A 22,290-nucleotide genomic window follows, 5' to 3' on the forward strand; every position below is an offset into this window, starting at 1 on the left:
CCGGGAAAAGGGTCGCCTGAGCCGGACCTGAGCGGAGCCTCAGCGCCGCGCCGAGACCGCCGCCGACAGCCGCCGCACGAGCGGTCCGGGCAGGTGCCGTACCACGGCCATCGGGACCCCGAAGCGCACCGACGGCACCGAGACGACGGAGCCGCGCGCGACGTCGCGGAGGAACTCCTCCACCACCGCGTCCGCATCGAGCCAGAGGAAGGAGGGGATGGAGGAGGTGTCCATCGCCGCCCGCTCGTGGAACTCGGTGCGCACCCAGCCCGGGCAGAGCGCGGCCGAGCGGACGCCGGTGCCGCGCAGCTCGACGGCCAGCGACTGCGCGAAGGCGGTCGCCCACGCCTTCACCGCGGAGTAGGGGCCGAGGTGCACGAAGCCCGCGACGCTCGACACCGTGAGGATCGCGCCGCGGCCGCGGGTGGTCATCGCCTCCGCCGCCGCGCCCGAGAGCACGGCGACCGAGCGCACCATCACCTCGAAGGCGTGGTCCTGGGCGGCGACGTCCGGCTCGGCGAAGGTCCCGTCGATCCCGAAGCCGGCGTTGTTGACGAGGACGCGGACCGGTCGGGCCGGATCGACGAGCCGCGCGCGCACGCGCTCGACCTGCTCGCGGTCGCCGAGGTCCGCGGGCAGGACCTCGACCGCCGCGGCGCCGAGGCCGCGCAGTCCGGCCGCCGCCTCCTGGAGGCGCTGCTCGCTGCGGGCGACGAGGACGAGACTCCAGCCGCGGCGCGCGAACGCCCGGGCGAAGGCGAGGCCGATGCCGGAGGACGCGCCGGTGATCAGTGCGGCGCTCATGCGCGCAGGAGGGCGGCGAGGCCGTCCTCGCTCACGACGGGGATCCCGTAGTCGCGGGCCTTCCTCGCCTTGCCGGACAGGGAGTCGGGATCGGCGGCGACGACCAGCTTGACCTTCTTCGTCACTCCGGGGTGGGCGATCAGCCCGCAGTCCTCGAGGACGGTCGTCCACTCCTGGCGGGTCCGGCGCATCTCCCCGGTCAGGACGACGAGGTCGCCCGGCTCGAGCGAGAAGCGGTCGACGACGGGCGCGGGCTGTTCGACGGCGTCCCGCGGCTCCGTGGCCGCGACGAGCCGCTCGTGATCGATGCCGAGCAGATCGGCGACAGTCGCGAGGTCCATCAGCTCGTCGTCGGCGAGGACGCCGTCCGACCAGGCGACCGCGGTCAGGTCGTCGAAGTAGCGGTCGTGGAGGACGCGCACGACCGCACGACCGATTCCGAGGTCGTCGGCCGCGGTGACCAGTTCGCGCTCCTCGTGCGCCGAGATGACGCGGTCCAGGAGGCAGCGGTCCAGGAGGGCGAGGTACTCGCCGTGCTCCACGGGTCCGGAGTGGTCGGGCATCCGCTGGACGACGCGCTCCAGGAAGGAGGCGGGAGCCACGGCGGTCGCGGGTCGGGGCGTCCACAGTGTGCGCCTCCGCGGAACAGGAGGCCAGCCGTAGGCGAGTGCCTCTCTCAGGTGATCGTCCCAGCGGTCGCGACCACCGGAGACGGCGATGTACTCCGCGAGCAGGCGGCCCGTGGCGGTCGCATCGACGACGGCTCGGTGAGCGTTCTCCAGCGGGATGTCGAACGCGGCGCAGCAGTCGGCGAGCGAGCGCCCCGCACCCGGCAGGAACTCGCGTGCGAGCTGCATCGTGCACAGCAGCATCTCGCTCGAGAGTGCCGTCTCGACGCCGAATCGGGCCAGTTCCGCTGTCAGGAACCGCCGCTCGAAGCTCGCATTGTGGGCGACGACCACCCGGCCGTCGAGATGTGCCAGCAGATCGGCGGCGATCGCGGCGAAGGACGGTGCGTCCAGTATCTCGCGCGCCGAGATGCCGTGGATCCTCTGCGCGCCGAGATCGCGGTCCGGGTTCACGAGCGTCTCGAACGCCGCCTCGAAGCGCCCCTCCGCATCGAGATGGACGACAGCGACCTCGATGACGCGGTCGCCCCGCTCGGGACGGACCCCCGTCGTCTCGAAGTCGATGACCGCGAATCCCGGTCCCGCCATGGCACATCCCCCTCGGATCCTCTCGAGCCCGCGCGCTCGCTCCGCGATGCTAGCCCGACGCCGGAGCACGCAGGGGGACCGACTGCACCCCCTTTCGTGCCGCGCCGGAGGCCGCGGGCCGGCGCGTGCTCCTGCTCCGCGCCCGCCCGGCGGCCCCCGAGTAGACTCCCCTACCGTGACCGACGAGACCCGCCTCCCCCGAACCACTGTCAAGAAGCTCGCCGCGCTCGAGGACGGACCCGTCCGCGTGTCCGGCTGGGTCGAGACCGTGCGCGACCAGAAGAAGGTGCAGTTCGTCGTCCTGCGCGACGAGTCGGGTGCCGTGCAGCTGGTGAACCCGGCCGTGCGCGAGGCCGTCGAGGGCGACGACGCGTCGGCTGCACGCCTCGCGATCACCGAGGAGATCTCCGGCCTCGCCCAGGGCTCCTTCATCACTGTCACCGGCGCGCTCAAGCACGACGAGCGCGTGAAGCTCGGCGGCATCGAGGTCAAGCTCGAGACGCTCGAGGTCGTCGCCGCGTCGATCCCGGAGGCGCCGATCGCACCCGACTCCGGCATCGACAAGCGCATGGACTGGCGCTTCCTCGACCTGCGCCGTCCCGAGCAGAACCTCATCGCCCGCGTGCAGACCACGTTCGAGCACGCGCTGCGCACGTACTGGATCGAGCACGACTTCATCGAGATCCACACCCCGAAGCTCATGGCGAGCGCCTCGGAGTCGCGGGCCGAGCTCTTCGAGGTCGAGTACTTCGAGACGAAGGCCTATCTGGCGCAGAGCCCCCAGTTCTTCAAGCAGATGGCGCAGCCCGCCGGCTTCGGCAAGGTCTTCGAGGTCGGCCCCGCCTTCCGCGCCGACCCGAGCTTCACCTCGCGTCACGCGACCGAGTTCACGAGCGTCGACGCCGAGGTCTCCTGGATCGACTCGCACGAGGACGTCATGGAGCTGCACGAGCAGCTGATGGTCGCCGGCCTCACCGCCGTCGTCGAGAAGCACGGCGCCGAGGTCAAGGCGCTCTTCGACATCGACCTGACCGTCCCGACCACGCCGTTCCCGCGCATCCCGCTCGCCGAGGCCAAGCGCATCGTCGCCGAGCGCGGCTACGAGGTGCCCCGCGCCGACGACGACATGGACCCCGAGGGCGAGCGCCGCATCGCGGCCTACGTGCAGGAGGAGTTCGGGCACGACTTCGTGTTCCTCACCGACTACGCGTCGAGCATCCGGCCGTTCTACCACATGCGCCGCGAGGGCGACGGGACGATCACCAACAGCTACGACCTCATCTACAACGGCGTCGAGATCTCGACCGGAGCGCAGCGCGAGCACCGCGTCGACGTCCTCGTCGAGCAGGCCCGCGAGAAGGGCCTCGACCCGGAGGAGCTCGAGTTCTACCTCGACTTCTTCCGCTACGGCGTCCCGCCGCACGGCGGCTTCGGCATGGGCCTCTCGCGCGTGATCATGCTGATGCTGAACCAGGCGAACCTCCGCGAGGTCACCTACCTGTTCCGCGGCCCGACCCGCCTGCTGCCCTAGGCGCGCACCACGGTCGCGGGAACCCCGGACCATCGAGACCGCCGCGGACGGCCGGTCCCCTCGACGGGCCGGGGTTCCCTCGCGCCAGCGGCTAGGGAGCCGGCAGCACCACGAGGTCGAGGTAGTCGGCCAGGCACGCCACCATGTCCACCGCGTCGCGCTCAAGCAGCCACTGCAGCTGCACGCCGTCCCAGAGCGCGATGATCGACGCCGCTACCCGCTCCGGATCGGACCCCTCGCGCAGGCGCCCGGCGGCCTGGAGCTCGCGCAGCTCGGCCGCGTACTCGCTGCGGAGGCGGCGGAACCGCGCGGCGAAGAAGTCGCGCCCCGGGTGCTCCTGCGTCGTCGACTCGCCGCAGAGCACGGCGTACAGCTCGATCACTCCGGGCGCCGTCTCGTTGTAGCGGGTCTGCCGCAGGATGCCGGCGACCAGCCCCTCCTCCGGGTCCGGCGGCGAGGAACCGTCGCCCGTGATCAGGTCGCGGTGCTCGAGGACCGCGAAGAGCAGGTCGGTCTTCGACGGGAAGTAGTGCAGGAGGCTCGTCTGGCTGAGCCCGACGCGGTCGGCGACCTCCTGGAGGGAGCCGCGGGCGTAGCCCCGCGCGGCGAAGACCTGGTGGGCGGCCTCGATGATGGCGCGGCGGCGCTCGGCCGACTTCGCGTACGGGCCGCGTCGCCTCGTCGCCTCCGCCATCGACCCCTCCTCAGCACTGGAGGCGCCTCGCCGTGCCCCTCGAACGGCCAGCGTAGCGGCGGCGGAGGAGCAGTGCCGCCAATTTCGAGTACCTACTCGAATTCGTGGTAGCGTCCCGATCATCGCCGGGTGAGACTCCCCGGCTCTCCACCACGACGAAGTGAGGGAAGATGCATCCGTTCACCCGGAGACAGCTCATCGCCGCCGGTCTCGGCACCGCGGCACTCGGGAGCCTGACGGCCTGCGCGACACCGGGCACCGTCTCGGTCAACACGGCGCCGACGATCGCCCCGGCCACCGGCCCGGTCCGCCTGCAGTACTGGGGCTGGCTGAAGGACCTGCAGAAGGTCTGCGACGTCTGGAACGCCTCGCACCCCGAGATCCAGGTCGAGGCCGTCTGGATCCCCGGCGGCAACGCGGGCGGGTACCAGAAGCTCTACTCGGCCCTCGCCGCGGGCGGCGGGCCGGACCTCGGCCAGGTCGAGATCCGCTCCGTCCCCGAGTTCATGCTCGTCAACGGCCTGGTCGACCTCACCCGGTACGGCGTCGAGCAGTACCGCGACCTGTACGACCCCACGCTCTGGGGCCAGGTCAGCTACACGGGCGGCGTCTACGGCATCCCGCAGGACAGCGGCCCGATGGCGCTCTTCTACCAGGCCGAGGTGTTCGGGAAGGTGGGTGCGGAGCCGCCGACGACCTGGGACGACTGGGCAGCGGTGGCGACGGAGCTGCGCGGAGCCGGCTCCTACATCGACTGCTTCCCCCTCGCCGACGCCTCGGTCTTCGCCGCGTTCGCGACGCAGGCCGGTGCGCAGTGGCTGCGCCCGGAGGAGGACGGCTGGGTCATCGACATGACCGACGACGCCACGACGCGCGTCGCCTCCTTCTTCGACACGGCCATCGACCAGGACCTGGTGCAGACCGGCTACGGCGCCTACTCCCCCGCGTGGTTCGCGGCCGCGGCGAAGGGCGGCATAGCCTCCTGCGCCACCGGCAGCTGGGGCGACGCCCTGATCGAGGGGGTCAGCGGAGGCGCGGGCAAGTGGCGCGCTGCTCCCATGCCCGTCTGGGGCGACACCGGCTTCGGCTCGAGCTTCCTCGGCGGATCGACTGCGGCGGTGTTCTCGAGCAGCAAGCACCCGGAGGAGGCGATCGAGTTCGCCGTCTGGATGACCACCACGCAGGAGGGCATCGACGCGATGATCGCCAACAGCGGCATCGGCTGGTCTCCCGCGGTCGGCGAGATCGGCACGGCCCGCAAGGGTCCGAGCGACTTCTTCAGCGGGCAGAACTACAACGAGGACGTCCTCGTGCCCGCATCGAAGGAGCAGAACCCGGACTGGTCCTGGTGGCCCGTCACGCAGCAGTCCTTCAACATCCTCAGCGACGGCTTCCGGAAGAAGGCGTCCGGGCTCTCGCTCGTGGACGCGGTCGCCGAGGCGGAGCAGCAGATCATCACGGTCTTCGAGAACAAGGGCCTGAGCATCAGGAGGGCCTCCGCATGACCACCACGACTTCCCCCGCCGCCGCCGCGCTCGCGGCCACCACGCGGACGCCGGGCGCGCCCCGGCGCAGCCGCGCGGTCGCCCGCGCCCCGTGGATCCTCCTCGGACCCTTCCTGGCCCTGTTCGTCCTCACGTTCATCGTCCCGATCGTCGTCGCCGTCGGCTCCAGCTTCACGAAGGTGACGCGCTCCGGCCTCTTCGGCGAGGCCGGGGTCACCAGCGGGTTCGCGGGCTTCGACAACTACGCGCAGGCCCTCGCCGACGGCAACTTCATCGCCTCCATCGGGCGGATGTTCCTCTTCGGCATCGTCCAGGTGCCGGTGATGATCGCGCTCTGCACCGTCCTCGCGCTGATGCTCGAGTCGGCGTCGGCGAAGTTCCCCGGCTTCTTCCGTGCGGCCTACTTCCTCCCCTACGGAGTGCCCGGAGTGATCGCGACGATCCTCTGGTCCTTCCTCTACGTGCCCGGCCTCAGCCCGCTCATCGACGCGGCGAACGTGGTCGGGCTCCAGCCCGACTTCCTCGGTGCGGACACGGTGCTCTGGTCGATCGCGAACATCTCGCTCTGGAGCTACACCGGCTACAACATGCTGATCATCGTCGCCCAGCTCAAGGCGATCCCGGTCGAGCTCTACGAGGCGGCGAAGGTCGACGGCGCCTCCACCTGGCGCGTCGCCCGCAGCATCCAGCTGCCGCTCATCCGCCCCGCGCTGGTGCTGACGACGATCTTCTCGATCATCGGAACGCTCCAGCTGTTCGCCGAGGCGCAGGTGCTGAAGACGGTCGCTCCGGCGATCGACAGCCAGTACACGCCGAACCTCAGCGCGTACACCACGGCCTTCGCCTACAACGACTACAACGTCGCCGCCGCCCAGGCCGTCCTGATCGCGCTGGTCGCGTTCCTGCTCTCCTTCACGTTCCTCTCGATCTCGAACAGGAGGTCGTCATGAGCCGCACCGAGACCCCGCCGACCACGACCACCGGAGTCGTCACCGCCGACCGCCCCGTGAAGGCCGGACGCGGGCCCGACCGCTCGGCCGGCCGCAACCGCGCCTCGACCATCATCGTCACCGCGATCCTCGTCGTCGTGGCGGTCTACTTCCTCATCCCCGTCTACTGGGTCGTCGTCGCGGCGACCAAGACGACCGAGGACCTCTTCGCCACCTACGGCTTCTGGTTCGCCCCGACGTTCGCGCTCTGGGACAACCTGACACAGGTGCTGACCTACGGCGACGGCATCTTCGTCCGCTGGTTCCTCAACTCCGTCCTCTACGCCGGAGTGGGCGCCCTGCTCGCGACCTACCTCGCCGCGGCGGGCGGCTACGCGCTGGCCAAGTACGAGTTCCGCGGCAGCAGGCTCGTGTTCGGGACGATCCTCGCGGGCGTCCTGGTGCCGGGCACCGCGACCGCTCTGCCGCTGTTCCTGCTCTTCAGCCAGATGGGCATCGCGAACACCTACTGGAGCGTGCTGATCCCCTCGCTCGTCTCGCCGTTCGGGCTGTTCCTCTGCCGGATCTACGCTCAGGCGACCGTGGACACCGCGATCATCGAGGCGGCGCGCATCGACGGCGCCGGGGAGTTGCGGATCTTCCACACGCTCGGGCTGCGCATCCTGACTCCCGCGCTGGTCACCGTGTTCCTCTTCCAGCTGGTCGGGATCTGGAACAACTACTTCCTGCCCCTGGTGATGCTCTCGGACACGAACCTGTTCCCGATCACACTGGGACTGAACAACTGGCTCGGACAGGTCGACCGCCTGCCCGAGTTCTACGAGCTGACGACCGGCGGCGTCCTGCTGTCGATCATCCCGCTCGCCATCGCCATGATCGTGCTGCAGCGCTTCTGGCGCGGCGGCCTGACGGAAGGCTCCGTGAAGTGACGACTCCCCCGACGACCTCCCACTACCTGACGGACACCGGACCGGGCTCCGGCCGCCGCCGGGCCCCCCGCTCGTGGCTGCACACCGACGCCCCGGCGCTCCCGCTGGACGGGGAGTGGCGCTTCCGCCTGCTCCCCGCCGCTCCGGGGACCCCGGGCGGCGCCGGCGTGCTGCCGGAGGGCGAGGGCGTGGACGCCGTCGGGGACGAGTCGTTCGACGACTCCGGCTGGGACCTGATGCCCGTGCCCTCGCACTGGGTGCTGCAGGGCGACGGGCGCTACGGACTGCCGGTCTACACGAACGTGCAGTTCCCGTTCCCGACCGAGCCGCCGTTCGTGCCGGACGCGAACCCGACAGGCGACTACCGCCGCACTGTCGTGGTCCCGGAGGAGTGGGACTCCGCCGAGGCGGTCGTCCTGCGCTTCGACGGGGTCGAGTCCCGCTACCGCGTCTGGGTCAACGGCGTCGAGATCGGGATCGGCTCCGGCAGCCGGCTCGCGCAGGAGTTCGACGTCACCGGCGTCGTCCGCCCGGGCGAGAACCTCGTCGTGGTCCGCGTGCACCAGTGGTCGGCCTCGAGCTACGTGGAGGACCAGGACCAGTGGTGGCTGCCGGGGATCTTCCGCTCGGTGCACCTGCTCGCGCGCCCCGTCGGCGGGATCGAGGACGTGTGGCTGCGCTCCTCCTTCGTCGGCGGCGCGGGCCGCATCGAGGCGGAGGTGACCGCCGCGGCCGACGCGTTCCCGCTGACGCTGCGCGTGCCCGGGCTCGGGATCGAGACGGTCTGGGCCTCGGCGGAGGAGATCGCCGCGATCGAGGTCCCCGAGGTCGAGTCGTGGTCGGCGGAGGCTCCGCGCCTCTACGACGCGACGCTCGCCTCCGCCGGCGAGACGGTCTCGCTGCGGCTCGGCTTCCGCACGGTCGAGATCCGCGGCGACCGCTTCCTGGTCAACGGCGAGCGCGTCGTCTTCCATGGAGTCAACCGCCACGAGACGCACCCCGACCGCGGTCGAGCGTTCGACGAGGACTCCGCCCGCGAGGACCTCGCGATGATGAAGCGCTTCAACGTGAACGCCATCCGCACCAGCCACTACCCGCCGCATCCCCGTCTGCTCGACCTCGCCGACGAGCTCGGCTTCTGGGTGGTCCTCGAGTGCGATCTCGAGACCCACGGCTTCGAGCGGGTCGGCTGGGCGGGCAACCCCAGCGACGACCCCGCCTGGCGAGAGGCCTACCTCGACCGCATCGAGCGGACCGTCGAGCGCGACAAGAACCACCCGAGCATCGTGCTCTGGTCCCTCGGCAACGAGGCGGGCACCGGCGCTAACCTCGCCGCGATGTCCGCCTGGGTGCACGGCCGCGACCCCGAGCGCCCCGTCCACTACGAGGGCGACTACACCGGCGCGTACACCGACGTGTACTCGCGGATGTACTCCTCGATCCCCGAGACCGAGCGGATCGGCACCGACGGCTCGCTCACTCCGCTGCTCGGCTGCTCCCCCGGCGAGTCCGCTCGGCAGCGCTCCAAGCCCTTCCTGCTCTGCGAGTACGTGCACGCGATGGGCAACGGCCCGGGAGCGATCGACCAGTACGAGGACCTCGTCGACCGCTTCCCGCGGCTGCACGGCGGCTTCGTCTGGGAGTGGCGCGACCACGGCCTGCGGGCGCGCACGCCGGAGGGCGTCGAGTACTACGCGTACGGCGGCGACTTCGGCGAGGTGGTGCACGACGGCAACTTCGTGATGGACGGCATGGTGCTCTCCGACGGCACGCCCAGCCCGGGCCTGTTCGAGTGGAAGCAGATCGTCGCTCCGGTGCGCCTCACGGTCCGCGGCGACGGCGTCGTCATCGAGAACCGCCGACACGACGCCTCCACCGCCGATCTGCGCTTCGCGTGGCGGGTCGAGCGGGACGGGCGGGTCACCGCGGAGGGAGGGCTCGACGCCCCGGTCATCGCGGCCGGCGACGCCGTGCACGTGGAGCTCCCCCCGCTCGACGTGCGCCCCGGCGGCGAGACCTGGCTCACCGTCGACGCGGTCCTCGACGCCCCGACCGCCTGGGCGGAGGAGGGCCACGTGCTCTCCACCGGTCAGCACCTCCTCGCCGCGCCGTCGGCGGTGCCCGCGTGGACCCGCGCCGTCCGCGCCGCTCCGCCCCTCGAGGGCGGCGCGCTCGGAGTCGCGCGGTTCCGCGACGGCCGGCTCGCCTCCCTCGCCGGCCTGCCCGTCGACGGACCGCGCGCCGAGCTCTGGCGCGCCCCGACCGACAACGACGAGGGCGCGGGCTTCCCCGGCTACGTCACCGGCGACCCGTACGACGGCGACGGCCGCGGGACGCCGGCCCCCTCCTCCGCCGCCCGCTGGCGCGAGGCCGGACTCGACCGCCTGGTCGGCCGCGTGCAGGAGGTGGACGCCTCCGCCGGGCTCCGCCGCGTGACCCGCTTCTCGGCCGCGGACCTCGATGCGGGACTCCTGATGGAGGAGCGCTGGAGCGTCGACGGGGAGAGCACGGTCCTCCGCGTCGACCTCGTGCCGACCCGGGGCTGGGACTCCGTCTGGCCGCGGCTGGGCATCCGGATCGACCTGCCCGCGTCGATCGACGGCGCGGAGTGGTTCGGCACCGGCCCGCTCGAGTCCTACCCCGACAGCCTCCGGGCCGCGCGGGTGGGGCGCTTCACGGCGGAGATGGACCGGCTGACGACTCCGTACGCCCGCCCGCAGGAGAGCGGTCACCGCAGCAGCGTGCGCGAGCTGACGCTGACGGAGGCGGGCTCGCCCCGCCTCCGCATCGAAGCCGCGCGCGACCTGCACGGGCGCCTCCCCGGCTTCACCCTGGCGCGGCACACGCCGCAGGAGATCACGGCCGCCGCGCACCCGCACGAGCTGCCGGAATCGGAGCGCGCGGTCCTCGTGATCGACGCCGCCCAGCACGGCCTGGGCTCCCGCGCGTGCGGTCCGGACGTGTGGCCCGACTTCCAGCTGCGGCCGGAGGCGCGGACGATCCTCCTCCGCTTCACCGCGGCCGGCTGAGCGCCGGGAGAGGACGAGGGAAGGCCCGCGGGATCGCGTCCCGCGGGCCTTCCCTCGTCCTCCGGACGCGTCAGTCGCTCTGCGTGCGCGGCAGCGGTCCGCCGATGAAGAGGTCCGTGTTCATGCGCCGGCGGCGCATCACGACCAGGACGGCCGCGCAGGCGACGAGCGACGCGGCGACCGCACCGCCGCCGATCATCAGCGCGGTAGTCGGCGTGATGCCGGCCGGTCCCGCCGAGGCGGCCGTGCTGATGAAGGCGGTGCGCGCGGCGCTGATCGCGGTGCCGCAGACCTGCTGCGCCTCCCACGGTGCGGCCGTGGTGTCGCTGTCACGGTAGGAGACGGTCACGGCTGCCGTGCGGTGCGACTCGCGGCCGAAGGCGACGACGCAGTAGACGGAGGGGTCGGGGTCGGCGATGACCGCGTCGCCCAGCGCCAGCTCTGCCCAGCCGATGGAGTCGGACTGCACGGCGACGTCGCCGGCGGCCAGGTCGGCGCGGGCCCCGGAGGTCTCGAAGGCGCCCACGGCGACCTCCTCGTCGGCGTCGAAGCCCCAGACGGCGCCGCGGGGCGCCTCGGTGCTGCCGTCGCCGAGCTCGCGCGGCTCGAGCAGGAGGCCGTTGCCGGTGGAGGGCGCGAGCCGGAAGACGACCTTGGCGGCGGAGCCCTGGTCGCCCGTGAGGTCGACCGTGAAGGCGCCCGACTTGGTGATCAGCGCGGTCGGCACGGTCGCGGTGCCGCTCCCCGCCTCGAGGGTCAGCGGGGTCTTGGTGCCGTTCGGGTCGCGGAGGACCGCGGAGACGGCCTCGCCGCTCGCGAAGCCGGTGTACGAGAAGCCGACGCCGTAGAAGCGGGCGAGCTCGACGGTGAGCGCCTCCGGCTGCACGGCGAGCTCCCGGGTGAGGAAGACGTCCGCGGTCGCGGCACCGGCCGCCGGCTTCGCGCCCTCGGTCGAGGTGCCGAGCTCGGTGCGTCCGGGGGCCGACGCCGCCGGAGTGACGGCGCCCGCACCGGAGGAGCCGGCGGTGCCGGACGTGGTGGTGCCGCCGCCGGAGGTGCCGCCGGACGTCGCTCCGCCGGTGGTGCCGCCGCCGGAGCCGGAGCCGCCGGAGGACGATCCGCCGCCGGTGGAGGGCTGGCCGCCGCCGGAGCCGCCCTGCTGGCCGCCGCCGGTCGAGCCGCCGCCGGTCGATCCACCGGTGGATCCGCCGCCGGTGGAGGGCTGGCTCGGCTGCTGGGGCGCGGGGTCGACCGGTGCCGGATCGACCGGCGCGGGGTCCACGGGCGCGGGGTCGACGGGAGCGGGCTGCTCGGGTTCTGCCGGCTCCTCGGGCACTCCGGGAACGGACGGCTCCTCGGGGACGCCGGGAACGGGGTCGGAGCCGCCGTCGCCCGGCTGCTCGGGATCCTCCGGCACGCCGGGGATGGTCGTCGCGGCCGGCTGCTCGACCGTGGTCGAGACCGTCGAGGCGGAGGGGGCCGCGACGGCCGCTCCGGGGAGGGCCATGCCGAGCACGAGCGCCGCGAGAGCGGCGGCGGGCAGGGCGAGTCGGCGGGATGACGGCATGGCGGTTCCTTCCTCCACGGGCGACGATCTGCGTCCGCGCACGGAGGAGCGCACTCCTCCCTACGAGGGTAAGGGCGAGAGGCGAGCTATCGCGAGCCGTCCTGTCCCCCGTCAGAGGGACGTCGCGGTCGTGCTTCCGTCCGGACGGCCCGGTCGAGGCTCACCCGCGATCGAGGAGGGCCCGCCGGAGACGCGCGGGATCGACCCGCCAGAAGGTGTGCACGCGCCCGTCGATCAGCACCACCGGGATCTCCTCGACGAAGCGCTCGTGCAGCTCGGGATCGTCGAGGATCGACACCTCCGAGACGGCGACCGACGCCTCGGCGCCCAGGTCGGCGACCACCTGCTCGACCACGGTCCGCGCGTCGTCGCAGAGATGACAGCCCGGCTTGCCCACGAGCGTCAGCTCCACGTCCACCATGCGGTCAGTGTACGGCGGCCCCGGCGACGGGCGCCGAGACGACGAGCGCCGCCGGGATGATCCGTGAACGCAGACGAGCGCCCGACCCCGGAAGGGCGGACGCTCGAGTGGGAAGAGGCGCGAGCCTACTTCTTGTTGCGACGCTGGTGGCGAGTCTTGCGAAGCAGCTTGCGGTGCTTCTTCTTCGCCATACGCTTGCGACGCTTCTTGATGACAGAACCCACGAAGACCTCACAACGTTCAGGGGGTCGACCGCCCGACGGGCGGCCGCTTACGAAAAACTGGCTCCCGCGAGCTTACACGACCCGGGGCTCCACCGTTTCCGGCTCCTCGGCGCCCCTCACTTGCGGATGCGCAGCGCCTCCGCCACCTTCGTCGCTCCCTCGCTGACGCCCCGCTGGATGTCCTGCACCACGGTGCTGACCTGGTGGGTGCGCTCGGCGAGCGCCCGGCCCAGCGACTCCGCCCGGGCCGCGGTCGGAGCGTCGAGCAGGGCGCCGGCCGCCTCGTCCTCGGCGAGGAAGGGCAGCAGCCAGTCCTCGACCTCCGCCAGCGGCGCGTACTCGAGCGCGTAGAAGCGGTGCTGTCCGCTCTCGCGCACCGTGACGAGGCCGGTCTCGCGCAGCACCTTGAGGTGCTTGGAGACGGTCGGCTGGCTCAGCTCGAGGCGCGCCACGATCCGCGACACGCTCATGCCCTCGGCCGAGCCGTCCCGCCGCTGCTCGAGCAGCAGGGCGAGGATGTCCCGGCGGGTCCCGTCCGCGATCACCCCGAAGATGTCAGCCATGCGCCCAGGCTAGTCAGCGCCCCGGGGGCCCGGCACCGAGCGGGTAGCATGGCCGCGATCGAGTGGAGGATCCGCCGTGGTGGTTCGGCAGCAGTTCCGCAGCCCCGTGGGCGTCTCGCCCGTCTCCCCCTGGTCGGGGTTCGAGCGGGCCCGCGACCTCATCGACGACTTCGCCGGACGCTCGCCGTCCCGCTTCGCGATCCTCATCTTCTCGGCGCTCGTGCTCGTGTTCACCCTGCTGTTCTCGCTGCCGGTGTCGAGCACCACGGGCACCGTCACTCCACTGCACGACGCCTTCTTCACCGCGATGTCGGTGATCTGCGTGACCGGCCTCGCGACGGTCGACATGGCGACGCACTGGTCGGCGTTCGGCCACTCGATCATCTTCGTCGGCGTGAACATCGGCGCTCTGGGAGTGCTGACGCTCGCCTCGATCATGGGCCTGGCGATCTCGCGCCGCCTCGGGCTCCGGGCGAAGCTCATGGTCGCCAGCGACTCGAACCCGCTGCGGATCCACTCCGGCCCCGTCGCCGAGGGCCAGGCCGTGCGCCTGGGCGAGATCGGCGGACTGCTCGCCACCGTCGCGATCAGCGCCGCCGCGATCGAGATCATCGTCGCGCTCCTGCTGTTCCCGCGGATGCTGATCGACGGGATCCCGATCGGCGAGGCCGTCTGGCACTCCTTCTACTACTCCGCGATGGCGTTCACGAACACCGGCTTCGCCCCGAACGCCGCGGGACTCACCCCCTTCGAGGACGACTACTGGTTCCTCGGCATCCTGATGCTCGGCGTCTTCCTCGGCTCGATCGGCTTCCCCGTCATCTACGCCTTCTCCCGCGGCTGGCGGCGCCCGCGCAAGTGGTCGGTGCACGTGAAGCTGACGCTGGTCACCTCCGTGATCCTGCTCGTCGCCGGGGCCGTCCTCTACATCGTGCTCGAGTTCGACAATCCGAGGACCTTCGGCAGCCTCGATGCGGGAGACACCGTCTTCCAGTCCTTCTTCCTCTCGACGATGACGCGGTCGGGCGGCTTCTCGACGATCTCGGTCCCCGACCTCAACGGCTCGAGCCTGCTCGTGACGGACATGCTGATGTTCATCGGCGGAGGATCGGCCTCCACGGCCGGCGGGATCAAGGTCACGACCCTCGCGATCCTGTTCCTGGCCGCGTTCGCCGAGGCCCGAGGCAACAACGACATGGAGGCGTTCGGCCGCCGGATCCCGAACGACGTCCTCCGCCTGGCCGTCTCGGTCGTGCTGTGGGGCGCGACGACGGTCGCCGTGTCGAGCGTCCTGATCCTGCACATCACCAAGGCCTCGCTCGACCACGTGCTCTTCGACGTGATCTCGGCCTTCGCGACCTCCGGGCTCTCGACGGGGCTCACCGCGGAGCTGCCGCCGTCCGGGGTCTACATCCTGGCGCTGACGATGTTCATGGGCCGCGTTGGTACCGTGACTCTCGCCGCCGCGCTCGCCGCGAGCCAGCGGAGGCAGTTGTTCAGACGACCGGAAGAGAGGCCCATCGTTGGTTGACCGCATCAGGTACGACGCCCCGGTGCTGGTGATCGGCCTCGGGCGCTTCGGAGCCGCCACTGCCGGCCAGCTCGACCGCCTCGACCGCGAGGTCCTCGCCATCGACGCCGACGCCGGTCTCGTGCAGAAGTGGTCGGAGCGGGTCACCCACGCGGTGCAGGCCGACGCCCGCTCGCTCGACGCCCTCGCGCAGATCGGCGCGCAGGACTTCCAGGTCGCCGTCGTCGCGGTCGGCTCCTCCATCGAGGCGTCCGTGCTGATCACTGCGAACCTCGTCGACCTCAAGATCCCGCAGATCTGGGCGAAGGCGATCTCGCGCTCGCACGGCAAGATCCTCGAGCGGATCGGCGCGAACCACGTGATCTACCCCGAGGCGGAGGCGGGCGAGCGCGTCGCGCACCTGGTCTCGGGCCGCATGCTCGACTTCATCGAGTTCGACGACGACTTCGTGCTCGCGAAGATGTACCCGCCCAAGCCGATCCGGGGGCTGACGCTCACGGAGTCGGGCGTGCGCCGCAAGCACCGCGTGACCGTCGTCGGCGTCAAGAGCCCGGGCAAGCCCTTCACCTACGCGACCGAGCAGACCGTCGTCTCGAACCACGACCTCATCGTGGTCAGCGGCACCCCCAGCGACATCGAGCGCTTCGCGGCCCTCGGCTCCTGACCCGCGCCCCCTCCCTCCTCCTCCTCTGCGGGATGCCGCTCCGGTACGCCCGCTCCGGGGTGTCGCGTACCCGAGCGGCGTCTCGCGGAGAGGAGGGCGGAGTCAGGAGGCGGCGAGCTCGCGGGCGCGGGCCAGCGCGGCGTCGGTCGCCCGCGTGAAGAGAGCGGCGAGGTCGGCCTCCTGCAGGACCGCGACGGCCCGCTCGGTGGTGCCCTTCGGGCTCGTGACCCGCCGGCGCAGCTCCGCCGGCTCCTCGCCGGAGTCCGCGAGCAGCTCGGCCGCGCCGCGGAACGTGCCGACCACCATCGTCGACGCCTGCTCCGGGGTGAAGCCCTTCGCGACAGCGGCCGCGATGAGCTCCTCGATCAGCAGGAACACGTAGGCGGGCCCCGAGCCGGAGATCGTCGAGAGCGCGTCGAGCTGCGACTCCGGCACCTCGACCACCTCGCCGACCGTCTCGAACAGGCGGCGCACGAGCGCCAGGTCCTCGTCGCCGGACCGCGTGCCCGCGCTGAGGCCGGTGACGGCGCGGCCCACGACCGCGGGAGTGTTCGGCATCGAGCGGAGCACGGCGACGGACGCGGGCAGGTGCCGCTCGAACGTGGCCGCGGTCACGCCGGCGGCGACGGAGACGACGACCGCGCCCGGGGCGAGCGCGTCGGCGATCTCGTCGAGCAGGTCCGGCACCATGTGCGGCTTGACGGCCACGAGCACGATCGCCGCGCCCTCGACCGCGCGCCGGTTGGCCTCCGGGTCGTCCGCGGTGGCGAAGGCGGTGACCACCGGGTGGCCGTCCCACGCGGCGGCCTTCGCGGAGTCGCGGTTGGTCACCCGCACGCCCCCCTCGACGCGCACGCCGGGAGCCAGCAGGCCCTGGAGGATCGCGCCCCCCATCGAGCCGAGGCCGAGGACGGCGATGGACGGGAGCAGGACGGGCGCATCGGTCACGCCGCTCATCCTACGAAGAGCCCGCGGCAAGGGGGTCCAGGGGCGGTCCGGGGCCTCGTAGGATGGCCCGACCATCCAGCGGCGAGCCCGAGGAGACCACGTGAGCGCATCCGGAGGCGGCACCGCGATCATCGCGGCGCTCGCGGCCAACCTCGGCATCGCCCTGACGAAGTTCGTCGCCTGGTTCTTCTCCGGATCCGCCTCCATGCTCGCCGAGGGCGTGCACTCGCTCGCCGACTCCGGCAATCAGCTGCTCCTGCTGCTCGGCGGCCGCAAGTCGCGGAAGGCCGCCGACCAGGAGCACCCGTTCGGCTACGGTCGCGAGCGCTACGTCTACGCCTTCGTGGTGTCGATCATCCTGTTCTCCGTCGGCGGCGTCTTCTCGCTCTACGAGGGCATCGAGAAGATCGCCGAGCCGCACGAGCTCGAGAACGCCTGGCTGCCGATCCTGGTCCTCGTGATCTCGATCTGCCTCGAGGGCTACTCGCTGCGCACCGGAGTGAAGGAGTCGAACCGGGTCCGCGGCTCGCAGTCCTGGTTGCAGTTCATCCGCCGGGCGAAGGCGCCGGAGCTGCCGGTCGTGCTCCTCGAGGACGTCGCCGCGCTCACCGGTCTGACGTTCGCGCTGCTCGGAGTCGGGCTGACCGTGATCACCGGCGACTCGGTCTACGACGCGATCGGAACGATCATGATCGGCACCCTGCTGATCGTGGTGGCGATCGTGCTGGGCGTCGAGACGAAGAGCCTGCTGGTCGGAGAGGGGGCGACTCCCGCCGACGCCGCCTCGATCCGCGCCGCGCTCGAGGCCGGGCGCGACGTCGAGCGCGTCATCCACATGCGCACGCTCTACCTCGGACCGGACGAGATCCTCGTGGCCGCGAAGCTCGCCTTCCCGGCCGCCGAGACCCTCGAGCACGTGGCCGCCGGGATCGACGCCGCGGAGAAGCGGATCCGCGAGGCCGTCCCGGCCGCCACCACGATCTACCTCGAGCCCGACGTCGACCGCGGACGCGCGGGATCGGTGGCGGCCCGTCCGGCCGTGACGGAGGCGGAAGGGACGGCCGCCGCGGCCGCTCCGGCCGCCGCCGCTCCGCCCGCCGCCTCCCCGCCGGCCGCGCCGCACGGGAGCGCCTGAGATGCGCCGGGCCCTGGCGATCGTCAACGAGCGCGGTGCCGGGCTCGGCGCGCTCGAGCCGATGCTGACCGAGCGGGGGTTCGCCGTCGACGCCGTCGCAGGGACGGACCTCGACGCGATCGACATCCTCGCCCCCGACCTCGTCGTCACGCTCGGCTCCAGCGCCGGCGTCTACGAGACCTCGCGGCACCCCTTCATCAGCCCCGAGATCGCGCTCCTGCAGGACCGGATGCACCACCGCCGTCCCACGCTCGGCGTCTGCTTCGGAGCGCAGCTGATCGCGACCGCCCTGGGCGAGTCCGTCCATCCCGGATCGGCTCGCGAAGTCGGCTTCCGGCCGGTCGTGCTCACGGAGGAGGGCGCCGGCTCCCCGCTCCGGCACCTCGCCGGCGTCGACGTGATGCAGTGGCACGGCGACACCTTCGCGCTGCCGAGCGGAGCGGCGCTGCTGGCGTCGTCGCCGGCGGGCGAGGTGCAGGCGTTCGCCGTGGAGGACTGGCTCCTCGGCGTGCAGTTCCACCCCGAGCTGACCGGCACGATGGCCGCGCAGTGGCTCGAGGGCGACGGGGAGTGGGCGGGAGCGGCGGGCTACGACGCCGCCGCGCTCGCCGACGACGTCGCGGCGGAGCGCTTCGAGCGGATGCACGCGGCGACGCGGCTCGCGCTGACGGAGTGGCTAGGCGCTCCGAGCTGAGGGGTTCGGCGGCGCTCGGCGTCAGCGGCGGTCGGCGTCAGCGGCGGTCGGCGAAGAAGTCGAGCAGGAGCCGCGAGCACTCCGCGGCGCGGACCCCGGGGTACACCTCGACCACGTGGTTGTGCCGGCGGTCGCGGAGGAGGTCGTGCACGGATCCGGAGGCGCCCGCCTTCTCGTCCCACGCACCGAAGACGACGCGGTCGATCCGCGCCGCCAGGATCGCTCCGGCGCAGAGCACGCACGGCTCGAGCGTGACCACCAGCGTGCAGCCCTCGAGATGCCAGTCGCCGCGGGCCTCGGCCGCCGCGCGGATCGCGACCACCTCGGCGTGCGCCGTCGGATCCCGCCGCAGCTCGCGCTCGTTGCGCCCGAGCCCGAGCACCGCACCCTCCGAGTCCAGGACCACCGCGCCCACGGGGACGTCGCCCCAGCCCGCGGCCCGCCGCGCCTCGTCGAGCGCCAGGCCCATCCACTCCTCGGAGCGGCGGGGGACGCGGAGATCGCTGTCGCGCATCGCTCCCCCTCCTGCGGCGGCCCGCTGCGGCCGGTGGGGCGCCGCTCCGGCCAGTAGATTGAGCTTATGCGCGTCCACGTAGCCGACCACCCGCTGATCACCCACAAGCTCACCGTGCTGCGTGACAAGCGCACCCCCTCCCCCACCTTCCGGCAGCTCGCCGAGGAGCTGATGACGCTCCTCGCCTACGAGGCCACCCGCGGCGTCCGCACCCGCACCGTCACCATCGAGACCCCCGTGACGCAGACCACCGGCCTCGCGCTCAGCGACCCGCAGCCGCTGGTCGTCCCGATCCTCCGGGCCGGCCTCGGGATGCTCGAGGGCATGGTCAAGCTCATCCCGACCGCCGAGGTCGGCTTCCTGGGCATGGCACGCAACGAGGAGACGCTCGAGCCGACCACGTACGCGGAGCGCCTGCCCGACGACCTGTCGAACCGCCAGTGCTTCGTCCTCGACCCGATGCTCGCGACCGGCGGCTCGCTCGTCGCGGCCATCCAGTTCCTCTTCGACCGGGGAGCGGTCGACGTCACCGCCGTCTGCCTGCTCGCCGCCCCCGAGGGCCTGGCCGCCGTCGAGAAGGCCTTCGGCGACCGCGACGTGACCATCGTCCTCGGCTCCCTCGACGAGAAGCTCAACGAGCTCGGCTACATCGTCCCCGGCCTCGGCGACGCGGGCGACCGCCTCTACGGCCTCGCGGGCTGAGCCCGCCGGCCCCCGGACGAGCGGGCCTTCCGTCGCGCCCCGGAACAGGGAGCCCCGCTGAGCCGTGCCGGTCGGCCGGCGCAGCGAGGGTCTCGACACCCCACCGCGACCGTCCGGCAAAGCCCGTCCTGCTGATCGCGCAGCGGCCGCATCGCGATCCCCCGTCACGACTCGCGCCTCCTCCCGAGCACCGGAACCACCCCCGACGCGCCGTCCATCCCCACGGAAGTGTTGACGCCGTGCACCGGCCTCCGCTTTACTGACGGACATGACTGACACCCTGCACGCCCTGACCTCCCTCGAGGCCATCGGGAATGCCGGCATGATGATGGCCGGTGGCCCCTTCATGTGCTGTCGAATGTGTGCATGAGGAACTGACCTCGCCGGATCCCCGCACCGCCTCCGCCCGCTGATCGTCACGATCGGCTGAGCGTCCGAGGCGCGGACGATCCCCTGGATGCCCCGCATCCGTCTCTGCCGCCACCGCGCACCGCGGGCCGGCTCGATCGCGCACACCCGGATCCGCACCCTCGGACACTCGTCCCGGATCCGACCAGCCAAGGACTCGTCATGACCCTCCTCCACACCCGCACCGTCACCGCCGCCACCTCCACCGAGGCGCCCCGCCTCCAGCCGGTCGCCGACGCCGCGCCCGCAGCACCCCGCCTCCGCGCCGTCCCCCAGGGCACCGAGGCCCGCGGCTTCGCCCTTTACGTCGGCATCGACGAGGCCAAGGCCCGTGCCGCCGGAGTCGACCTCGGCCGCCTGGTCGAGGAGCTCAAGCGCGTCACGGCGCAGCTCGCCCCCGACGCCGAGACCTACGCCTCCGTCGCCCTCGCCCCTCAGGGCGCCGGCGGCCGCGACGTGGACGTGGTCCGCCTCGCGCTGCAGGACCCGGCCGCCGTCGCCAAGCGCCGCTCCGACGCCGAGCCCGACCCCGACCGTGCACCCGGCGGCGTCGTCATCGACATCTCCCGCAAGCGCGTCATCCTCGACGAGGAGACCACCCCCCTCACCTACAAGGAGTTCGAGCTCCTCCAGTACCTCGTGCTCCGCGAGGGCCGCACCATCGAGCGCGCCGAGCTCATCGCCTCGCTCTGGGGCGCCGCGGACGACGACGCGCCGAACGAGCGCACCATCGACGTCCACGTCCGCCGCCTCCGCGCCAAGCTCGGCCGCTACGAGGAGATCGTGCGCACCGTCCGCGGAGTCGGCTACCGCTTCGACCGCCACGCCGACGTCGCCATCCGCTACGCGTCGACGCCGTCGCCGGATCTGTTCTGAATTGCGAGGAGAACGCTTGCGTTCTCCTCGCCGCGGTCGGCTTCACCCGTTGTCTCGATTCGGAGAGCGGGTCGCGACCGGCTAGCGGGAAAAGCTGACACGCGTTTCCCGCGTTCGCCTCGAGGGCGGGACGTCCTCTCGGCCTCGACGGATGTGCGCGACCGCTCCTCAGACGTGGAGGGCTCGACGGCCCGCTGCGTGGTCGAAGCCGTGGCGGGGCGGGTCGCGCCTCACGGGGCAGGACGACGGGGCCGGGCCGCGTCGGCGGGGGACGAGGGCAGGGGGTGCTCGTCGTGTCCGTCAACGGTCAGGGATGGGCTGCGGTTCGGTGCGGACGTCGGAGGCGGCAGACGGGGCGTCCTGGGTCAGGAGAGAGTCGTGCGGAGCGCGGGCGGGCGCGGCGACGGGCGGGTCGGGGCGGCTCAGGGAGGATTCAGGAAAGAGAGGGTTGCGTCGTTACCGGGTCGTTATATAGTTCAAGTGCGTCGACCGTTTGCTGTGGCGGGAAGCGCGAGAAGTGATTGCAGGACACTCTTGGTGCAAGGGAATGAAGGCCGGCCGCTCGCCTCAGCGGCCGGCCTTCTGTCGTTCCCCCGGCCCCCTTCCTCCGACTCCCCTCCTCCCAGCACCCCGGCGTAGGCTGTACGGCGTCTGGATGTCAGGGAACCGCTTCCTGAGTGCCGTGAAGGAGGACCAGTGGGGTCGAGAGAGGCCGTCGCCGCATGGGAGTCGCTCTTCCGCGCCCAGGTCCAGGTGATGCGCACCCTGAGCACCGAGTTCCCCTCGCGGGAGATCTCGATGAACGAGTACGACGTGCTCTTCAACCTCACCCGGCAGCCCGGTCGGCGCGCACGGCTGCGCGACCTGAACCGGCACGTCCTCCTGACGCAGCCCAGCGTCAGCAGGCTGATCGACCGGCTCGCCGCCCGCGGCTGCGTCGAGAAGAGCGAGGATCCGGCGGACGCCCGCGGCACGATCATCGCGATCACCGACGAGGGCTACGCGCTCTTCCGCCGCGTCGCGCTCACCCACATGAGGACCATCTCGGAGCAGGTCGGCGGCGTCCTCGACGAGGACGAGCTGAAGCAGCTGACCGCGCTCTGCGACAAGCTCCGCGACGGCATCGCCTCCGCCTGATCCGTCCCCGCTAGCACGGGCCGCAGCGACCGGCCAGGTCTTCGCCGCGGCGCGGGACTCGCGGATCATGGTGGTCACCATGAGTGACACCTCCCCCACCCTCGTCTGGCTCCGCGACGACCTGCGCCTGGCCGACAACCCCGCTCTGCGCGCCGCGATCGACCGTGGCGGCCCCGTCGCGGTCTGCTACGTGCTCGACGAGGAGTCGGCGGGCATCCGTCCGCTCGGGGGCGCCTCCCGCTGGTGG

Annotated in this window: 22 protein-coding genes; 13 read left to right on the top strand and 9 right to left on the bottom strand. The window is 72.1% G+C overall.

Annotation, left to right across the window (positions count from 1 at the left end; all coding sequences use genetic code 11):
* Nucleotides 1-39 precede the first annotated feature (39 nt).
* Together C5C74_RS02310 and C5C74_RS02315 are read right to left on the bottom strand one after the other, a co-directional pair.
* On the bottom strand, nt 40-804 hold the full coding sequence (locus C5C74_RS02310) for an SDR family oxidoreductase (RefSeq protein WP_104350913.1): 765 nt from the start codon (nt 802-804) through the stop codon (nt 40-42).
* Nucleotides 801-2,021 (bottom strand): exonuclease domain-containing protein, encoded by a 1,221-nt coding sequence (locus C5C74_RS02315; RefSeq protein ID WP_104350914.1) that lies wholly within the window; start codon nt 2,019-2,021, stop codon nt 801-803. Before C5C74_RS02315 ends, C5C74_RS02310 begins: the two co-directional genes overlap by 4 nt.
* A gap of 175 nt (nt 2,022-2,196) precedes the next feature.
* Here C5C74_RS02315 and aspS point away from each other — a divergent pair, with 175 nt between their 5' ends.
* Nucleotides 2,197-3,552 (top strand): aspartate--tRNA(Asn) ligase, encoded by a 1,356-nt coding sequence (gene aspS / locus C5C74_RS02320; protein WP_244229585.1) that lies wholly within the window; start codon nt 2,197-2,199, stop codon nt 3,550-3,552.
* Between the two features lie 91 nt (nt 3,553-3,643).
* Here the strand turns inward: aspS and C5C74_RS02325 are convergent, their stop codons facing one another.
* Nucleotides 3,644-4,246, bottom strand: coding sequence for a TetR/AcrR family transcriptional regulator (locus tag C5C74_RS02325; protein WP_258059745.1), 603 nt, complete (start codon nt 4,244-4,246; stop codon nt 3,644-3,646).
* A 170-nt stretch (nt 4,247-4,416) separates the two neighbouring features.
* Here C5C74_RS02325 and C5C74_RS02330 point away from each other — a divergent pair, with 170 nt between their 5' ends.
* The 4 genes from C5C74_RS02330 to C5C74_RS02345 are packed head-to-tail and all read left to right on the top strand — an operon-like array spanning nt 4,417 to nt 10,659.
* Nucleotides 4,417-5,751: an ABC transporter substrate-binding protein gene (locus C5C74_RS02330; protein WP_104350915.1), complete on the top strand. Its 1,335-nt coding sequence runs from the start codon at nt 4,417-4,419 to the stop codon at nt 5,749-5,751.
* Nucleotides 5,748-6,701: a carbohydrate ABC transporter permease gene (locus C5C74_RS02335; RefSeq protein ID WP_104350916.1), complete on the top strand. Its 954-nt coding sequence runs from the start codon at nt 5,748-5,750 to the stop codon at nt 6,699-6,701. The genes C5C74_RS02330 and C5C74_RS02335 overlap by 4 nt, the downstream gene beginning before the upstream one ends.
* The gene (locus C5C74_RS02340; RefSeq protein ID WP_104225919.1) at nt 6,698-7,630 is read left to right on the top strand and encodes a carbohydrate ABC transporter permease; all 933 of its coding nucleotides are present in this window, start codon (nt 6,698-6,700) and stop codon (nt 7,628-7,630) included. The genes C5C74_RS02335 and C5C74_RS02340 overlap by 4 nt, the downstream gene beginning before the upstream one ends.
* Nucleotides 7,627-10,659, top strand: coding sequence for a glycoside hydrolase family 2 TIM barrel-domain containing protein (locus tag C5C74_RS02345; RefSeq protein ID WP_219813436.1), 3,033 nt, complete (start codon nt 7,627-7,629; stop codon nt 10,657-10,659). Before C5C74_RS02340 ends, C5C74_RS02345 begins: the two co-directional genes overlap by 4 nt.
* A gap of 70 nt (nt 10,660-10,729) precedes the next feature.
* On the opposite strand, the gene C5C74_RS02350 is transcribed toward C5C74_RS02345, so the two are convergent.
* The 4 genes from C5C74_RS02350 to C5C74_RS02365 all read right to left on the bottom strand — a co-directional run bounded on the left by C5C74_RS02350 (nt 10,730) and on the right by C5C74_RS02365 (nt 13,434).
* Complete coding sequence (locus C5C74_RS02350; protein WP_104350917.1) at nt 10,730-12,226, bottom strand: hypothetical protein; 1,497 nt, start codon at nt 12,224-12,226, stop codon at nt 10,730-10,732.
* A 160-nt stretch (nt 12,227-12,386) separates the two neighbouring features.
* Entirely contained in the window at nt 12,387-12,647 is a 261-nt protein-coding gene (locus C5C74_RS02355) for a glutaredoxin family protein (RefSeq protein ID WP_104282435.1), read from the bottom strand.
* 125 nt (nt 12,648-12,772) lie between these two features.
* On the bottom strand, nt 12,773-12,871 hold the full coding sequence (locus C5C74_RS02360) for a 30S ribosomal protein bS22 (protein WP_003792170.1): 99 nt from the start codon (nt 12,869-12,871) through the stop codon (nt 12,773-12,775).
* A gap of 116 nt (nt 12,872-12,987) precedes the next feature.
* On the bottom strand, nt 12,988-13,434 hold the full coding sequence (locus tag C5C74_RS02365; RefSeq protein WP_104224854.1) for a helix-turn-helix transcriptional regulator: 447 nt from the start codon (nt 13,432-13,434) through the stop codon (nt 12,988-12,990).
* A gap of 160 nt (nt 13,435-13,594) precedes the next feature.
* Between C5C74_RS02365 and C5C74_RS02370 the strand changes: the two genes are divergently transcribed.
* On the top strand, nt 13,595-14,965 hold the full coding sequence (locus C5C74_RS02370; RefSeq protein WP_244229642.1) for a TrkH family potassium uptake protein: 1,371 nt from the start codon (nt 13,595-13,597) through the stop codon (nt 14,963-14,965).
* On the top strand, nt 14,958-15,629 hold the full coding sequence (locus C5C74_RS02375) for a TrkA family potassium uptake protein (RefSeq protein WP_068255410.1): 672 nt from the start codon (nt 14,958-14,960) through the stop codon (nt 15,627-15,629). Before C5C74_RS02370 ends, C5C74_RS02375 begins: the two co-directional genes overlap by 8 nt.
* Before the next feature lie 102 nt (nt 15,630-15,731).
* Here the strand turns inward: C5C74_RS02375 and proC are convergent, their stop codons facing one another.
* Nucleotides 15,732-16,523 (bottom strand): pyrroline-5-carboxylate reductase, encoded by a 792-nt coding sequence (gene proC, locus C5C74_RS02380; RefSeq protein ID WP_374953059.1) that lies wholly within the window; start codon nt 16,521-16,523, stop codon nt 15,732-15,734.
* A gap of 154 nt (nt 16,524-16,677) precedes the next feature.
* Here proC and C5C74_RS02385 point away from each other — a divergent pair, with 154 nt between their 5' ends.
* Together C5C74_RS02385 and C5C74_RS02390 are read left to right on the top strand one after the other, a co-directional pair.
* Nucleotides 16,678-17,712: a cation diffusion facilitator family transporter gene (locus C5C74_RS02385; protein WP_104350918.1), complete on the top strand. Its 1,035-nt coding sequence runs from the start codon at nt 16,678-16,680 to the stop codon at nt 17,710-17,712.
* Between the two features lies 1 nt (nt 17,713).
* Nucleotides 17,714-18,406, top strand: coding sequence for a gamma-glutamyl-gamma-aminobutyrate hydrolase family protein (locus tag C5C74_RS02390; protein ID WP_104225924.1), 693 nt, complete (start codon nt 17,714-17,716; stop codon nt 18,404-18,406).
* A 37-nt stretch (nt 18,407-18,443) separates the two neighbouring features.
* Here C5C74_RS02390 and C5C74_RS02395 read toward each other — a convergent pair whose 3' ends face one another.
* The gene (locus tag C5C74_RS02395; protein ID WP_219812140.1) at nt 18,444-18,920 is read right to left on the bottom strand and encodes a nucleoside deaminase; all 477 of its coding nucleotides are present in this window, start codon (nt 18,918-18,920) and stop codon (nt 18,444-18,446) included.
* A 66-nt stretch (nt 18,921-18,986) separates the two neighbouring features.
* On the opposite strand from C5C74_RS02395, the gene upp reads away from it, so the two are divergent.
* The 4 genes from upp to C5C74_RS02415 all read left to right on the top strand — a co-directional run.
* A complete protein-coding gene (gene upp / locus C5C74_RS02400) occupies nt 18,987-19,622 on the top strand; it encodes a uracil phosphoribosyltransferase (RefSeq protein WP_104224850.1) in 636 nt (211 codons plus the stop codon).
* Nucleotides 19,623-20,192: 570 nt separating this feature from the next.
* The gene (locus C5C74_RS02405) at nt 20,193-20,906 is read left to right on the top strand and encodes a winged helix-turn-helix domain-containing protein (protein WP_104224849.1); all 714 of its coding nucleotides are present in this window, start codon (nt 20,193-20,195) and stop codon (nt 20,904-20,906) included.
* Nucleotides 20,907-21,662: 756 nt separating this feature from the next.
* Nucleotides 21,663-22,043 carry a MarR family winged helix-turn-helix transcriptional regulator gene (locus tag C5C74_RS02410; RefSeq protein ID WP_104226067.1) on the top strand — a complete coding sequence of 127 codons (381 nt, stop codon included), beginning with the start codon at nt 21,663-21,665 and terminating at the stop codon, nt 22,041-22,043.
* 79 nt (nt 22,044-22,122) lie between these two features.
* The coding region (locus C5C74_RS02415; protein WP_146083001.1) for a deoxyribodipyrimidine photo-lyase at nt 22,123-22,290 on the top strand (168 nt) is incomplete at its 3' end.

Source organism: Rathayibacter sp. AY1E8 (assembly GCF_002931415.1).
In the GTDB taxonomy this organism is placed as follows: domain Bacteria; phylum Actinomycetota; class Actinomycetes; order Actinomycetales; family Microbacteriaceae; genus Rathayibacter.

Bases quoted from the DNA above. Each gene is read 5' to 3' on its own strand.
- C5C74_RS02310 (WP_104350913.1), bottom strand. From the start codon at position 804: ATGAGCGCCGCACTGATCACCGGCGCGTCCTCCGGCATCGGCCTCGCC.
- C5C74_RS02315 (WP_104350914.1), bottom strand. From the start codon at position 2,021: ATGGCGGGACCGGGATTCGCGGTCATCGACTTCGAGACGACGGGGGTC.
- C5C74_RS02325 (WP_258059745.1), bottom strand. From the start codon at position 4,246: ATGGCGGAGGCGACGAGGCGACGCGGCCCGTACGCGAAGTCGGCCGAG.
- C5C74_RS02330 (WP_104350915.1), top strand. From the start codon at position 4,417: ATGCATCCGTTCACCCGGAGACAGCTCATCGCCGCCGGTCTCGGCACC.
- C5C74_RS02335 (WP_104350916.1), top strand. From the start codon at position 5,748: ATGACCACCACGACTTCCCCCGCCGCCGCCGCGCTCGCGGCCACCACG.
- C5C74_RS02340 (WP_104225919.1), top strand. From the start codon at position 6,698: ATGAGCCGCACCGAGACCCCGCCGACCACGACCACCGGAGTCGTCACC.
- C5C74_RS02350 (WP_104350917.1), bottom strand. From the start codon at position 12,226: ATGCCGTCATCCCGCCGACTCGCCCTGCCCGCCGCCGCTCTCGCGGCG.
- C5C74_RS02355 (WP_104282435.1), bottom strand. From the start codon at position 12,647: ATGGTGGACGTGGAGCTGACGCTCGTGGGCAAGCCGGGCTGTCATCTC.
- C5C74_RS02365 (WP_104224854.1), bottom strand. From the start codon at position 13,434: ATGGCTGACATCTTCGGGGTGATCGCGGACGGGACCCGCCGGGACATC.
- proC (WP_374953059.1), bottom strand. From the start codon at position 16,523: ATGGGGGGCGCGATCCTCCAGGGCCTGCTGGCTCCCGGCGTGCGCGTC.
- C5C74_RS02390 (WP_104225924.1), top strand. From the start codon at position 17,714: ATGCGCCGGGCCCTGGCGATCGTCAACGAGCGCGGTGCCGGGCTCGGC.
- C5C74_RS02395 (WP_219812140.1), bottom strand. From the start codon at position 18,920: ATGCGCGACAGCGATCTCCGCGTCCCCCGCCGCTCCGAGGAGTGGATG.
- upp (WP_104224850.1), top strand. From the start codon at position 18,987: ATGCGCGTCCACGTAGCCGACCACCCGCTGATCACCCACAAGCTCACC.
- C5C74_RS02405 (WP_104224849.1), top strand. From the start codon at position 20,193: ATGACCCTCCTCCACACCCGCACCGTCACCGCCGCCACCTCCACCGAG.
- C5C74_RS02410 (WP_104226067.1), top strand. From the start codon at position 21,663: ATGCGCACCCTGAGCACCGAGTTCCCCTCGCGGGAGATCTCGATGAAC.